General features: G+C 57.1%; 12 protein-coding genes. 7 read left to right on the plus strand and 5 right to left on the minus strand.

What is annotated here, in order from left to right:
- Positions 1 to 22: 22 nt before the first annotated feature.
- Both ACMGGQ_RS08215 and ACMGGQ_RS08220 read right to left on the minus strand, forming a co-directional pair.
- Positions 23 to 1,468, minus strand: coding sequence for a M20 family metallopeptidase (locus ACMGGQ_RS08215; RefSeq protein WP_420289834.1), 1,446 nt, complete (start codon positions 1,466 to 1,468; stop codon positions 23 to 25).
- Positions 1,468 to 2,778 (minus strand): M20 family metallo-hydrolase, encoded by a 1,311-nt coding sequence (locus ACMGGQ_RS08220; RefSeq protein WP_420289835.1) that lies wholly within the window; start codon positions 2,776 to 2,778, stop codon positions 1,468 to 1,470. The genes ACMGGQ_RS08215 and ACMGGQ_RS08220 overlap by 1 nt, the downstream gene beginning before the upstream one ends.
- 175 nt (positions 2,779 to 2,953) lie before the next feature.
- Here ACMGGQ_RS08220 and ACMGGQ_RS08225 point away from each other — a divergent pair, with 175 nt between their 5' ends.
- Positions 2,954 to 3,865, plus strand: coding sequence for a LysR family transcriptional regulator (locus ACMGGQ_RS08225; protein WP_023292606.1), 912 nt, complete (start codon positions 2,954 to 2,956; stop codon positions 3,863 to 3,865).
- A gap of 357 nt (positions 3,866 to 4,222) precedes the next feature.
- Positions 4,223 to 4,786 (plus strand): DNA endonuclease SmrA, encoded by a 564-nt coding sequence (gene smrA, locus ACMGGQ_RS08230; protein ID WP_252073406.1) that lies wholly within the window; start codon positions 4,223 to 4,225, stop codon positions 4,784 to 4,786.
- A gap of 27 nt (positions 4,787 to 4,813) precedes the next feature.
- Here smrA and tcp read toward each other — a convergent pair whose 3' ends face one another.
- On the minus strand, positions 4,814 to 6,475 hold the full coding sequence (tcp, locus tag ACMGGQ_RS08235) for a methyl-accepting chemotaxis citrate transducer (RefSeq protein ID WP_045910356.1): 1,662 nt from the start codon (positions 6,473 to 6,475) through the stop codon (positions 4,814 to 4,816).
- Between the two features lie 143 nt (positions 6,476 to 6,618).
- On the opposite strand from tcp, the gene ACMGGQ_RS08240 reads away from it, so the two are divergent.
- The 3 genes from ACMGGQ_RS08240 to umuC all read left to right on the plus strand — a co-directional run bounded on the left by ACMGGQ_RS08240 (position 6,619) and on the right by umuC (position 9,325).
- Positions 6,619 to 7,485 carry an aldo/keto reductase family oxidoreductase gene (locus ACMGGQ_RS08240; protein ID WP_039025407.1) on the plus strand — a complete coding sequence of 289 codons (867 nt, stop codon included), beginning with the start codon at positions 6,619 to 6,621 and terminating at the stop codon, positions 7,483 to 7,485.
- Positions 7,486 to 7,644: 159 nt separating this feature from the next.
- The gene (umuD, locus tag ACMGGQ_RS08245; protein WP_045910357.1) at positions 7,645 to 8,079 is read left to right on the plus strand and encodes a translesion error-prone DNA polymerase V autoproteolytic subunit; all 435 of its coding nucleotides are present in this window, start codon (positions 7,645 to 7,647) and stop codon (positions 8,077 to 8,079) included.
- Positions 8,063 to 9,325 (plus strand): translesion error-prone DNA polymerase V subunit UmuC, encoded by a 1,263-nt coding sequence (umuC, locus tag ACMGGQ_RS08250; RefSeq protein ID WP_045910358.1) that lies wholly within the window; start codon positions 8,063 to 8,065, stop codon positions 9,323 to 9,325. Before umuD ends, umuC begins: the two co-directional genes overlap by 17 nt.
- Positions 9,326 to 9,332: 7 nt before the next feature.
- On the opposite strand, the gene ACMGGQ_RS08255 is transcribed toward umuC, so the two are convergent.
- Complete coding sequence (locus ACMGGQ_RS08255; RefSeq protein ID WP_420289836.1) at positions 9,333 to 10,229, minus strand: LysR family transcriptional regulator; 897 nt, start codon at positions 10,227 to 10,229, stop codon at positions 9,333 to 9,335.
- A gap of 97 nt (positions 10,230 to 10,326) precedes the next feature.
- Here ACMGGQ_RS08255 and ACMGGQ_RS08260 point away from each other — a divergent pair, with 97 nt between their 5' ends.
- Both ACMGGQ_RS08260 and ACMGGQ_RS08265 read left to right on the plus strand, forming a co-directional pair.
- A complete protein-coding gene (locus ACMGGQ_RS08260; RefSeq protein WP_232928812.1) occupies positions 10,327 to 11,382 on the plus strand; it encodes an SDR family oxidoreductase in 1,056 nt (351 codons plus the stop codon).
- A gap of 75 nt (positions 11,383 to 11,457) precedes the next feature.
- A complete protein-coding gene (locus ACMGGQ_RS08265; protein WP_196352375.1) occupies positions 11,458 to 11,904 on the plus strand; it encodes a hypothetical protein in 447 nt (148 codons plus the stop codon).
- A gap of 66 nt (positions 11,905 to 11,970) precedes the next feature.
- Here the strand turns inward: ACMGGQ_RS08265 and ACMGGQ_RS08270 are convergent, their stop codons facing one another.
- Positions 11,971 to 12,951, minus strand: a complete 981-nt coding sequence (locus tag ACMGGQ_RS08270; protein ID WP_196352374.1) for an NAD(P)H-dependent flavin oxidoreductase — start codon at positions 12,949 to 12,951, stop codon at positions 11,971 to 11,973.
- Positions 12,952 to 13,070: the final 119 nt, after the last annotated feature.

The following is a 13,070-nucleotide window of genomic DNA, read 5'->3' on the forward strand; positions in this document are numbered from 1 at the left end:
TGTGTTGTTGTGTTGTGTTTTTTTATTTTAAAGGTGACGGTGTCACGCCTCCTGGGATCGGACACACGTACGGTTTTTCTTGTATTTGTTGTTCGAACTCTTCACGGCATTTTTTCAGCAGCGCGGCGTCCTGCAGCAGATTGAGCGCGGTCGCGCCCATCACTTTCCCGGCCAGCAGCATGCCTTTGTGGGCAATAGAGGTTCGCCCCTGAGATACCAGTTGCCAGGTGTGCAGCGGCGTGCCGACGGTAAAGCAGGGGCTGAAGCACTGTGCGACCGGCATTTTCCAGCTGACGTCACCCACGTCGGTTGAACCTGCCAACACGTTGTCGGTGACGGTATAAGGCGCGACTTCATCCACCAGCAGCGTCGCCTGATGACGACGGGCAAACGCTTTACCCGCTTCGCCACCCGTGGCGGCAATATTTTTCAGGCTGTTTTGCAAATCGTTGGGCGTCAGCGTGGCGCGGATCTCGCGGGCAAACTCTCGCTCCTCGTTGGTCCACTCCGGCGTGCCGTAGTGCTGCAGGGCGCGATACATCGCCGCCTCAAGCGTGCGGTTCGGCAGGTAGCTGGAGCAGGCTTTATCAAAGCGGCATTCGACGGTGGTTTCGGTCATCATCGCCGCGCCCTGGGCAATTTTCTCGATGCGCTCGTAGATTTGCTGCGCATCCGCCATCTCCGGGGCGCGGATCAGGTACAGCACCTCGGCCTGCGCCTGCACCACGTTGGGCGAAATCCCGCCGGTATCGGTAATGGCGTAATGGACGCGCGCTTTCTCGATGATGTGTTCGTTAAGGAAGTTGGTGCCGGTGGTCATCAGCGTCACGGCGTCCAGCGCGCTGCGTCCCAGGTGAGGGGAGTTGGCCGCGTGCGCCGCCACGCCGTGAAAACGCCAGGCGGCCTGAATATTCGCCAGCGTGCTGACGTTAAACATCCCGGCAAAGGCTTCCGGGTGCCAGGTGACGGCGGCATCGACATCATCAAACAGCCCTTCGCGCACCATAAAGGTTTTCCCGGAGCCGCCTTCTTCACCGGGACAGCCGTAAAAACGCACCGTTCCGCTGCCGCCGTGCTGCTCCAGCCAGCTTTTCACCGCCACCGCGCCCGCAAGCGCCGCGGTGCCTAAGAGGTTATGTCCGCAGCCGTGGCCGTTAGCCCCCGGCGTGGCGGTTTGCGCGGTCGCGCAGTGTGCCTGCTGGCTTAACCCGGCCAGCGCGTCGTACTCGCCCAGCAGGGCGATAACCGGTTTTCCGCTGCCGAAGCTGGCGATAAAGGCATTTGGAATACCGCCTGCCTCGCGGGTCAGCGTGAAGCCTTCGGCTTCCAGCTCGCTGGCCAGCCGTTCGGCGGACCAGAACTCTTCAAAACGGGTTTCGGGGCGATCCCAGATCGCGTCGGCAATATCGGTTAACGTCCGACATCGCGTATCGATCGCATCGGCAATAAAAGCGTAGTTCTCCTGCATTACACACCTCGCGTCCACGGGAAATTCAGCGCAGTTCGCGCCAGCGTTTCGATGGCGACAGGCATCACCTGCTCATCGAAGTCGAATTTTTCGTTGTGATGTCCGGCGCTCAAATCCGTGCCAAACACCATATAGGACGCCATGCCGCCGTTCTGCTGCACGCGGGCCATCATCAGCGTGGCGTCTTCGGATCCGGCCGGGGCTTTCACCTTATCGATGGCGTGAACAACCCCGGAAACCTGGCTCGCCTGTTCGCGCAGATAATCAACCCAGGCCGGCGTCGGCGCGCTGGAGGTGGCTGCCCCCATCAGGCGCATCTCCGCGCTCACGCCGTAGAGCGCCGCTGCGCCGGTAATCACCGCCTGCGCGCGTTCAAAGACATACTGATTAATCGCTTCGCTTTCACCGCGGGTTTCAACCTTCATCAGCGCATTCGCGGGGACCACGTTGCGTCCGCTGCCCGCCTGCATCACGCCGACGTTTACCCGGGATGCGCCGTCGCTGTGAGGGGCGATGCTGTGCAGGGCGAGGGCGGCCTGCGCGGCGGCGAGCAGGGCGTTACGGCCGTCCTCCGGTTTACCGCCCGCGTGTGCGGCCACGCCGGTAAAGCTCACGTCGAACTTGGTGGTGGCCATAAAGTTATCGCTGCCGCAGATTACCGTCCCGGCAGGCACGCCAGTACCAATATGAATGGCCGTGAAATAGTCCACGTCATCCAGCGCCCCGGCGGCAACCATGGCGCGCGCGCCGCGCGTTCCTTCTTCGGCAGGCTGGAAGATCAGCTTGATGGTGCCGTTCAGCCGGGCTTCATTCTGCTTAAGCACCTGTGCCAGCCCCAGACCAATGGTAGTGTGGCCGTCGTGTGCGCAGGCGTGCATCATTCCCGGATTGCAGGAGGCAAACCCGTCGCGGAACGGGCGATGGCTGTCCTCGAGCGCTTCGCTTAAATCAAGGGCGTCCATGTCCACGCGAAACGCCACGGTTGGGCCAGGGCGGCCGGTATTCAGGGTGGCAACAATGCCGGTAAAGCCGCCTTCAAACGGCGCCAGCCATTTCTCAGGCGCGCCTTGCTTGCGCGCGCGGGCAAATTCTCGCGCCAGGGTCGCGTCATCGGGCAGCCCCATCCGGCTTTCGGCATCGACGACGTCGCGCCCCATCGCCAGCGCGTAACCCAGCGAGTCCAGGGTCTCCGCGACTTTCGCGGCGGTACGAAACTCTACCCAGCCGGATTCCGCAAAATGGTGAAAATCGCGACGCCACGCGCTCAGCTGCGGGGTTAACGTCTGGATGTAGTGCGCCAGTGTGTCCATATCTGTTCCTGTCATCATTAAAATATGTGAACTGCTTCACGCTGTGATAGTTTTTACTTATCACTAACCGATTTTTCACAGTTTTAACCGTTCAGGAATTACCCTCGCACATCCCTTTCCAGTAAAGTAGATGACAGTTTCTTTACTCTGATAAACAACGGTTATCGGTCGGGCTATGTCATTTCAGGTTAAATTCCATCATCTCCGGGCGTTTGTTGAAGTTGCTCGTCAGGGCAGCATTCGCGGTGCCAGCAGGACGCTGAATCTTTCCCAACCGGCGTTGACCAAATCCATCAAAGAGCTGGAGGAGGGCATGGCGGCGCAGCTTTTCGTGCGCAGGAGTAAGGGCGTCGCGTTGACCGAATGCGGCGAGGGCTTTTACCAGCGCGCCCGCCTAATTCTGGAAGAGCTGCGAGCGGCGCAGGATGACATTCGGCAGCGGCAGGGGGAACAGGCCGGGCAGATCAACATCGGGATGGGGGCCAGCGTTTCGCGCAGTCTGATGCCCGCCGTCATCACCCGCTTTCATGCCCAACATCCGCAGGTCAAAGTGCGGATAATGGAAGGACAGCTGGTGTCGATGATTAACGAATTACGGCAGGGCGAACTGGACTTCACCATCAACACCTATTATCAGGGACCTTACGACCAGGAATTTACGTTTGAAAAACTCTTCGAGAAGCCGTTTGCGGTATTTTGTCGCGAAGGGCATCCGGCAACAGGGGCAACGTCGATTAATGAACTTCTGCATTATAACTGGACAATGCCGACGCCGCGGGGAAGTTATTATAAGCAGTTAGAAGAGGTATTTAGCCATCGCTCGCAAATACCGCGAATCGGTGTGGTCTGCGAAACCTTTTCCTCCTGTATTAGCCTGGTTGCGCAAAGTGATTTTCTAAGCATATTGCCGCAGGAGCTAGGGTGTGACCCGCTGCTGGCGCACCGCCTGGTCATGCTGCCGGTTGTCGAATCGCTTCCGAAAGCAGCATATTATTTAATTCAGCGCCGCGATTCACGTCAGACGCCCCTGGCTGAATCATTAATTACACAGTTCAGGCGGGAAGCGAGGAAAATAATCGTGGCGTGAAAGTGAGATAATAAAAAAAACAGGATCTGCCCGACATCAGACAGATCCTCCAGTACACACAGCAGTGCGTCCTTTCGCCAATCCTGAGTATTATATCCATGAAGCAGGTATATTTAGGTATAACACCTTTCCCGCAAAATGAAAGGATATTGAGTGTTTGATTTTACGAAAATTTAACACAAATCACTTATTTTATCTTTGCTGAAATTTTAGTTAAGTCATATTTAACTTTATTTTATAAATACTATATATATTCATCAGGTTAATATTTGTTGCGCACGACGGCCTGTAACGGTGATTGAGGCCTGTCTCGGGCGCAGGTATAGTACCGTCCTCAGTTGTAGCCGGAGGATATCCATGAACCCTGACGACAAATCCTTTTTTCTTGACGCCATGGAAGATGTCCAGCCGCTGAAGCGTGGCCCGGATATTCACTGGCAGCCCAGCCGCAATACGCGGACGCGCCAGGAGGTGAATAGTGAACAGCTGGATAACTTCCTGACGCTGGATTTTCTAGACCTTCTTCCCCTGGAAGAACCGCTGGCGTTCCAGCGCGAAGGGGTGCAGCAGGGCGTTATCGATAAGCTGCGTTCGGGTAAATATGCCCGCCAGGCCAGCTTAAACCTCCTGCGCCAGCCCGCCGAACGCTGCCGTCAGATGCTCTATTCTTTTATCTGCCAGGCCAGACGTGACGGGTTACGCAATCTGATTATCATTCACGGGAAAGGGCGGGAGCAGAACTCACATCCTAATGTGGTGCGCAGCTATCTGGCGCGCTGGTTAACCGAGTTCGAGGATGTACAGGCCTTCTGCGTGGCGCTGCCGCATCACGGCGGCAGCGGGGCATGCTACGTTTCACTGCGTAAATCCGATGAAGCAAAACAGGAGAACTGGGAGCGGCACGCCAAGCGCAGCCGCTAGCGGGCGATATTCTCGCCCGCCTGAAACTCAGAAGGTTTCCCAGTTGTTGTCGGTGGCGGCGTTTGCGGTTGCCGGGCGCAACAGCTGAGGCGTCTTCACGCTGGCCGGACGTGGAGCTACTGCTTTTTCTTTGCCGTTCAGACGAAACGCGGCTACCGCCTGGCGCAGTTGTTCGGACTGATCTTCCAGCGCCGCTGCCGCCGTGGCGGACTCCTGCACCAGCGCGGCGTTTTGCTGCGTCACGCTGTCCATCTGCGAAACGGCCAGGCTCACCTGCTCAATGCCGCGGCTCTGCTCGTCAGAGGCAGAGGAAATCTCGCCCATGATATCGGTCACGCGGGTAACAGCGGCGACGATTTCCTTCATGGTGGTGCCCGCCTCGCTAACCTGCTCAGAACCGGTATTCACCCGGCTGACGGAGTTCTCGATAAGCCCTTTGATCTCTTTCGCCGCCTGCGCGCTGCGGCTCGCCAGCGTACGGACCTCGCCCGCGACAACCGCAAAGCCACGCCCCTGTTCCCCGGCGCGTGCCGCTTCCACCGCGGCGTTAAGCGCCAGAATGTTTGTCTGGAACGCGATGCTGTCGATCACGCTGGTAATATGCGCAATTTGCTGCGAACTGTCGGCGATTTCGTTCATGGTGCGAACCACGTTATCCACGACGTGACCGCCGCGCGCGGCCGTTTCAGAGGCGTTTTTCGCCAGCAGCGTGGCCTGACGGGCGTTATCGGAGTTCTGTTTAACCGTCGCGGTCAGCTCTTCCATGCTGGCGGCGGTCTCTTCGAGCGAGGCGGCCTGCTGCTCGGTACGGGCGGAAAGATCATTGCTTCCTGCGGCAATTTCGCCTGCGCCGGTGTAGATGGAATCGGTGCTTCCGCGCACGGCGCTGACGGTGGTTACCAGCGACTGCTGCATCTCATGCAGACCCGCGGCCAGTTGACCCATCTCATTGCGGCCCGAGATAGCGATATCCTGCGTCAGGTCGCCCCCTGCAATGGCGCGAATATGGTTCATAATGGAGTGGAGTGGTTTTAACAGCAGGTGCTGTAAACCCTGCCAGATGACCACCAGAACCGCGATAACGGCCAGCAGAATTGCCGCCAGCGTCCACTGCATCTGCGTAAAGCTGCTCTGATTCTCTTCGGTTGCGGCCTTCAGCAGGGTGTTGTTTTCGGCGCGCCAGCGGTTATAGACCGCTTCCATATCGTCCTGCGCCTGCTGCGCGTCCAGATCGCCATAGGCCTGATAGTTATCGGCGCGCAGATACTCAATCGATAAACGCATGACTTCGTGCATCTGGTTCCAGGATTTCTGCATCTCGTCGGTCAATGCCGCCTCCTGGCCCTTAACCTGCGGCAGTTTCTGCCACTCTTTGTTATAGGCTTCGGCTTTTGCCAGCGAGTCGCTTGCGGTGCCCAGCAGTTTATTGATCGCCGCAAGGGAAGCCGGGTCACGCTGGTTTTTCAGATAGCGGATCGCCACGCGGGTGACGGTGACGCGCGTTTTCACCAGCGTGTTCACGCTGTCGCTCAGGCTTTCCTGCTGGGCGTTGAGCACGCCGGAGTTCTGGAAGTTATGGCGATCGTTGCTGACGGCAGAGTAGAACAACCCTCCCGTGACAACTTGCAGCAGACAGAATATGGTGAGGGCAAAGATAATACCGGTAATCACGTGCAGATTTTTCAGCATAGCGGTCGTCCGTTAGAGAAGATGCAGGGTTACTTCATTACTATCGTCGTAGAGAATGTAAACTTTAATTAACTCGCGCTTAACTAAAGGCTCCCAGAGGGAACCTGTTGTAAATCCGGATCATTTTTATGAGGAAGGTCAACATGAGCAGCATTGATAAAAGCGGGACATACGCGCTTGGGACGCGGACGGTGAAACGGCTGGGCTACGGCGCGATGCAGCTGGCCGGGCCGGGCGTCTTTGGGCCGCCGAAGGATAAGCAGGCCGCGCTGGACGTGTTACGCGAGGCCGTGGCGGCGGGGGTGAACCACATTGATACCAGTGATTTTTATGGCCCTCATGTCACCAACCAGCTGATCCGCGAGGCGCTTCATCCTTATCGGGACGATCTGACGATCGTCACCAAGATTGGTGCCCGTCGCAACGACAAAGGCGCCTGGCTGCCGGCCTTTTCCGCGCAGGAGCTGACGCAGGCGGTGCATGACAACCTGCGTAATCTGCAGCTGGACGTGCTGGACGTGGTGAACCTGCGGATCATGTTTAGCGCGCACGGGCCAGCGGAAGGGTCGATTGCTGAACCGCTCTCCACCCTGGCAGAATTACAGCAGCAGGGGCTGGTGCGGCATATTGGCCTGAGCAACGTCACGGCCACCCAGGTCGCGGAAGCACAGAAGATGGTGCCGGTGGTGTGCGTGCAGAACATGTACAACATTGTGAACCGGGGTGATGATGCGCTGGTGGATCTGCTCGCGCAGCAGGGGATCGCGTATGTGCCGTTCTTCCCACTGGGCGGCTTTACGCCGCTGCAATCGTCCGGGCTGAAGGCTGTCGCGGATTCACTGGGCGTCACGGCAATGCAGGTTGCGCTGGCATGGCTGCTGCAGCGTTCTCCGAATATCCTGCTGATCCCGGGCACCTCTTCCGTGGCGCATCTGCGGCAAAACCTCGCGGCGGGGGAACTGCAGCTGCCGCCTGACGCGCTGGAAACATTGAATACGCTGATGGACTGATCGTCACAGGCGCAAAGCCCGACATGCACTTCCGGGCTTTGCGCGTTTTAAATCTTCTGACACTTCAACGCGTTTGGGTTCGCTTCCGGAAATGACCTTGATCCCTGGCCATAATCCGTAATACTGTATTTATATACAGTATCTGGCGAGAAAGGCATTATGGACACTCTCTTTTCTTATCATCCAAACCAATCTATTGAATTACCGTTGTTTGCAGAGCGTGTAGCCTGTGGTTTCCCCAGTCCGGCTCAGGATTATGTGGAGGATCGTCTCGATCTTAACCGGCTGGCAGTAAGACATCCCAGTGCGACCTATTTTATCAAGGTGAGTGGAGACTCCATGATTGGCGCGGGGATTGGCGACGGCGATCTGCTGGTGGTCGATCGTTCGTTAAATGCCGAACATGGGGACATCGTTGTGGCGTCGGTCGCCGGTGAGTTTACGGTGAAGGAGCTACAGACTCGCCCGGCTCTGAGACTTCTGCCGCATAATGCCCGCTATCAGCCGATTACCTTTCAGTCCGAAGAGGAGCTGCAGATCTTCGGCGTCGTCACCCACACGCTTAAAACGCATAAACATGTTCGCGCTGGTTGATGTGAACAGCTTCTATGCCTCCTGCGAGAAGGTATTCCGCCCCGATCTGGAGGGGAAGCCCATCGTGGTGGTGTCCAACAACGACGGCTGCATTATTTCACTGTCGCGGGAGGCAAAGCAGTTCGGCATAAAAATGGGTGAGCCCTATTTTAAATTCAAAGAAAAACGGTTTCCGGAACGGGTTTACGTCTTCAGTTCAAACTATGCATTGTATGCCGACCTCAGCAGTCGGGTGATGCAGACGCTGACCGATCTCGCTCCGGCCATAGAAATTTACTCGATCGACGAGGCGTTCGTGAACGTTTCAGGGATCGGTAACTGCCTTGCACTGGAAGCGTTCGGACACCAGATGCGCACGCAGGTCTTTAAAAATACGGGCTTAACCGTTGGCGTCGGCATTGCCCCGACAAAAACGCTGGCGAAGCTGGCCAACTATGCGGCGAAACGGTGGGCCAGTACCGGCGGCGTGGTCGATCTGTCGGGCCGCGAGCGGCAGCGTAAACTGCTGGCAAAGGTTCCGGTAGAGGAGGTATGGGGCGTAGGGCGGCGCATAACGAAAAAACTGAACGCGATGGGGATTACCACGGCGCTGGAGCTGGCGGAGGCCTCCTCGTGGGTCATTCGCAAACATTTTAACGTGGTGCTGGAGCGTACGGCGCGCGAGCTTCGCGGCGAGCCCTGTCTTGACCTGGAAGAGTACACCCCCACGAAGCAGCAAATCATCTGTAGCCGTTCGTTTGGTCATCGCATTACGCAATATGAAGAGATGCACCAGGCGATTTGCGCCTACGCGGAACGCGCCGCAGAGAAACTGCGCGGCGAGCATCAATACTGTCGTTTTATCAGCGTGTTTGTGCGCACCAGCCCGCATGCGGACAACGAAATTTATTACGGTAATCAGGCTTCGGTCACCCTGATGACGCCCACCAATGACTCGCGGGATATCATCCGTGCCGCCACGGAGGCGCTGGGGCGGATATGGCTCGACGGGTATCGCTATATGAAGGCTGGGGTCATGCTGGCGGACTTTTTCAGCAGCGGTGTCGCTCAGCTTAATCTGTTTGACGACAATCGCCTGCGCGCCAACAGCGCGGCGCTGATGGAGATGATCGACAGCGTCAATCACTCCGGCAAAGGGAAGATATGGTTCGCCGGGCAGGGGATTGAGAAACCGTGGGCGATGAAGCGGGAAATGTTGTCACCGGCCTATACGACGCGGTACGCGGATTTACCGGTGGCGAGGTAAAAGGCGGTTATTTTGTGGCGTTGTGGGTCGCGATCTCAGGCAGTAATTGCTCAATCACGCTGACGACCTTTCTGACGCGCTGCGGAATAAAGCGGGCATCAGGATAAACGGCATAGAGGAAGCGATCGGGCAACCGCCAGTCGGGCAGCACCGGTACCAGCGTGCCCGCCTGCAGAGCCCTGGCCACGAGCGGTCGCTGCATGCCGCCGATACCGATGCCTGACTCCAGCGCCTGCAGCAGCGCCTCACTGGTGTTGGCACGGAAAACGGTATTCACGTTGACCTCGACCGTTTCCTCGTCAGAAATCAGGCGCAGGGGGGCATCCAGCGGAATGCCGCTGAACCGCACGTGTGGGAGCGTCGCCAGTTCGCTGACCGCGTGTACCGCCTGAAAACCGGGAGCGGCAAACAGTGCAGCTTCAATCCGTCCCAGCACGCGAGCCGCGTGCGCCTGCGGGGGCTCACTGCTCAGCCGTATCGCGACATCCACGCCCTCCGTCACCAGATCGGCAAGGCGATCATCAAGGGAAAGCATCAGATGCAGTTCGGGATGCAGGCGCTGTAACGCCAGCAGATGCGGCAAAATGATCTGTCCCAGGCCGCTCGGCAACTGGACATGGACGCGTCCCTGAACGCTATGATCGACAGGATGTAAACGCCTCTCCGCTTCCCCCATGGCGTCCAGCACGAGCTGCATATCACGCCGGTAGCGTTCCCCTTGTTCGGTCAGCTTCATCGTACGCGTCGTACGGTGCAGCAGTACCACACCCAGCGATTCCTCAAGCGCCGCGATCTGTTGACTGACGGCGGACTGCTTAATACCGGTCTGACGGGCAGCCGCTGAAAACGAGCCCGCTTCAGCGACGCGCAGAAAAGTAGAAATGGCATTGAGCTTATTATTCATTTAATGATTTTGCTTATAAGTGCCATCGGTTTCATGGGATATCTCCAGAAAAAATAATATATCACACTGCGTCTGTCACCCTTTCCGGAGAAATACCATGAATAATAGGCAGCAACACAACGTCGCCCTGGTCGCGGGCGCCAGCGGCATTGTCGGCAGACAGATGATCAACACGCTCCTGCACCATCAGTGGCAGGTGATCGGCCTTAGCCGCCATGCCGGGTCGCATCCTGACGGCATTCCGATGGTCAAGATCGATTTACTGGATGAAAAGGACAGCGCCCGGGCGCTGCGCTCCCTGGACGGTACCACCCATCTCTTTTACAGCGCCTGGGCGAACGCGGCGAACTGGGAAGACATGGTTGAGCCGAACGTCACCATGCTGCGTAATCTGGTCAGCATCCTCGAAAAAACGGCACCTTTGCAGACGGTAAGCCTGATGCAGGGGTACAAGGTCTACGGCGCGCATCTGGGACCGTTTAAAACCCCGGCGCGCGAAAGCGATCCCGGCGTACCGGGTGCCGAATTTAACGCCGCGCAGCTTGCGTGGCTCAGCCAGTTTCAGCGGGGAAAGCGCTGGCACTGGAATGCCATCAGGCCGGGCGTGGTAGGGAGTGCGGTACCGGGCAATGCCATGAACCTTGCGCTGAGCATTGCCCTGTACGCCTCCCTGTGCAAGGCGCTGGGTTTACCGTTGCGTTTTCCCGGTTCGGAACAGACCTGGCACAGTATCGTTGACCATACCGACGCCGGGCTGCTGGCCGACGCCACTCTGTGGGCCGCCGCGTCACCTGCGGCACAGAATCAGGCGTTCAACGTGAATAATGGCGATATCTGGCGCTGGAGCGAGCTCTGGCCGCGCATCGCACGCTGGTTTGACCTGGACTCTGCACCGCCGGTGAGGCTGTCATTTCATCAGTTGTTTACGGACTATCGCGGCGTATGGCGCGAGCTTGCCGGAGAGCGGCTGGTGGAAGCGGATATTCTGCAGCTGAGCGACGGGCGGTTTGCCGATTTTGTCTTTAGCTGGAACTACGACATGTTTGGTGACGGGAGCAAGCTGCGCAGGGCGGGCTTTACGCAAATGCAGGCGACGGATGAGATGTTTTTCCACCTGTTCGCGCAGTTGAGAGCCGCGCGGATTATTCCCTGACCGTAAGGGTTGTTGTCATCAACGATCGGCGCGTTATACTCACGCGTTAAAATGAATGTATTGTGGGGCAGGGATATGCACGAAAGTCTAAAAATGATATCAGTTGCTCTGCCCCAAATTGCGCTTCTCATTCTGTTAAGCTTTTTGGTCAGACGCATTCGCCAGGCAAAACGCATCATTACAGACCGTAACGGGATGAAAAAGATCTCTGCCAGTCCCTCAATATTTGGCGGGAATGCAGGTAAAACCTGGTTTTATGATGACCAGTTTTTATATGAAGTTAAAAACAACGCCACCCGTAAAATTGCGCTGGCTAACATCATTAAAATCGGGCCGGGGAATACCGAGATAAACAGCAGACGGGTCTGGATTGTTATTTACCGTGATGGTGTTAATGAAAAGCAGGTGCAGTTTTATAACAATCTCACCCTCTGGAATCATAACTTCACGGCTTTTCTGGTAGCGGTAAAACGTGCCAATCCTGACGCTGTGGTTAAAGAACGCGCAATCCTCAATCTATGAAAAAGAACCGCAGACGCTTTGCGGACGCCGCACGCGGGCAGCGTCCATAGCATCAGGGTTAAGGGCTTACTCAACCGTTAACGCATCGACAACCTCGGCCACGCTTTTCACGCTGCGGATATTCCCGATCCCCGTGCCGAGCGCGATATACCCTTCATCGGTATTATTTTCCAGCATGCCCAGGCGCAGGCCCCGTAATCCGCCCATCGCCTTGCCCAGCGCTTCGTTGCTTGCGCCCGCTTTATCCATCGCCGCCAGTTTTTCCGCCAGCTTGCCGGGAAGAGAACGATAGTAGTGGGGGACGGTGCGGAAAAGCAGCAGGTCCAGGCCGTTGGCGGCAACAATTTTCTCTTTGACCCCCTGCGGCACGCGGCTTTCTTCGGTACTGATAAATACGGAACCGGCAAACACGCCTTCCGCCCCCAATGCATGCGCCGCTCTGGCGGTGCGATTATCGGTAATACCGCCCGCGGCCATCACCGGGACGTGCTTCACGGCGTCGGCAATCAGCGGCACGATGGAAAAGGTCCCCAGCGCCGTCGCGGGTAACGTCCCACCCTCGTCAAAACCGGTGGCGACGATGATGTCTGCCCCCATCTCTTCAGCCAGAAGGGTGTTTTCCGGCGTGGGATTGATGTCGCGGTAGATAATGGCGATACCTGCCTCTTTTAACTCATTGAACAGCGCGGGAATAATGCTGCCTTCCCCATAGCCCGTATACACCACGGCCCTGACGCCTTCCTCTTTTACCACCTTAAGAATTGGCCCGGTCCAGACGTCATTAACGGCGGTGGGGATCAGGTTGACGCCGAAGGGTTTTTCGGTCAGCCGTTTGGTTTTACGAATTTCTTCCCGCATTTTTTCAGCGGTTGCTTCCGGCGTGGAGACCGCGGTATCGGCGGTTAACCCAGCGTTGGGGCCCAGCACGCCGAGTCCTCCGGCATTGCTGACCGCGGCCACTAAACGGGCATCAGTAAGCCAGGATAACGGTCCCTGAATAACGGGCTTTTCGATACCCAGGATCTGACAGATACGGTTATTTTTCATAGCAGACTCTCCCTTACGTTTGAATGAGGGAGAGTGTAGAGAGTAAGATTGTTAGGAAAAATAGCCAGAAAGATTCATCACTGTTATAAAATCAATAACAATCATTTTCTCCCGCTCGC

The sequence above is a fragment of the Enterobacter sp. BNK-13 genome (assembly GCF_048685015.1).
In the GTDB taxonomy this organism is placed as follows: domain Bacteria; phylum Pseudomonadota; class Gammaproteobacteria; order Enterobacterales; family Enterobacteriaceae; genus Enterobacter; species Enterobacter quasiroggenkampii.

What these genes read in the sequence shown, in the direction of transcription:
- ACMGGQ_RS08215 (WP_420289834.1), bottom strand. Translation starts at nt 1,468, where the DNA reads ATGCAGGAGAACTACGCTTTTATTGCCGATGCGATCGATACGCGATGT.
- ACMGGQ_RS08220 (WP_420289835.1), bottom strand. Translation starts at nt 2,778, where the DNA reads ATGGACACACTGGCGCACTACATCCAGACGTTAACCCCGCAGCTGAGC.
- ACMGGQ_RS08225 (WP_023292606.1), top strand. Translation starts at nt 2,954, where the DNA reads ATGTCATTTCAGGTTAAATTCCATCATCTCCGGGCGTTTGTTGAAGTT.
- smrA (WP_252073406.1), top strand. Translation starts at nt 4,223, where the DNA reads ATGAACCCTGACGACAAATCCTTTTTTCTTGACGCCATGGAAGATGTC.
- tcp (WP_045910356.1), bottom strand. Translation starts at nt 6,475, where the DNA reads ATGCTGAAAAATCTGCACGTGATTACCGGTATTATCTTTGCCCTCACC.
- ACMGGQ_RS08240 (WP_039025407.1), top strand. Translation starts at nt 6,619, where the DNA reads ATGAGCAGCATTGATAAAAGCGGGACATACGCGCTTGGGACGCGGACG.
- umuD (WP_045910357.1), top strand. Translation starts at nt 7,645, where the DNA reads ATGGACACTCTCTTTTCTTATCATCCAAACCAATCTATTGAATTACCG.
- umuC (WP_045910358.1), top strand. Translation starts at nt 8,063, where the DNA reads ATGTTCGCGCTGGTTGATGTGAACAGCTTCTATGCCTCCTGCGAGAAG.
- ACMGGQ_RS08255 (WP_420289836.1), bottom strand. Translation starts at nt 10,229, where the DNA reads ATGAATAATAAGCTCAATGCCATTTCTACTTTTCTGCGCGTCGCTGAA.
- ACMGGQ_RS08260 (WP_232928812.1), top strand. Translation starts at nt 10,327, where the DNA reads ATGAATAATAGGCAGCAACACAACGTCGCCCTGGTCGCGGGCGCCAGC.
- ACMGGQ_RS08265 (WP_196352375.1), top strand. Translation starts at nt 11,458, where the DNA reads ATGCACGAAAGTCTAAAAATGATATCAGTTGCTCTGCCCCAAATTGCG.
- ACMGGQ_RS08270 (WP_196352374.1), bottom strand. Translation starts at nt 12,951, where the DNA reads ATGAAAAATAACCGTATCTGTCAGATCCTGGGTATCGAAAAGCCCGTT.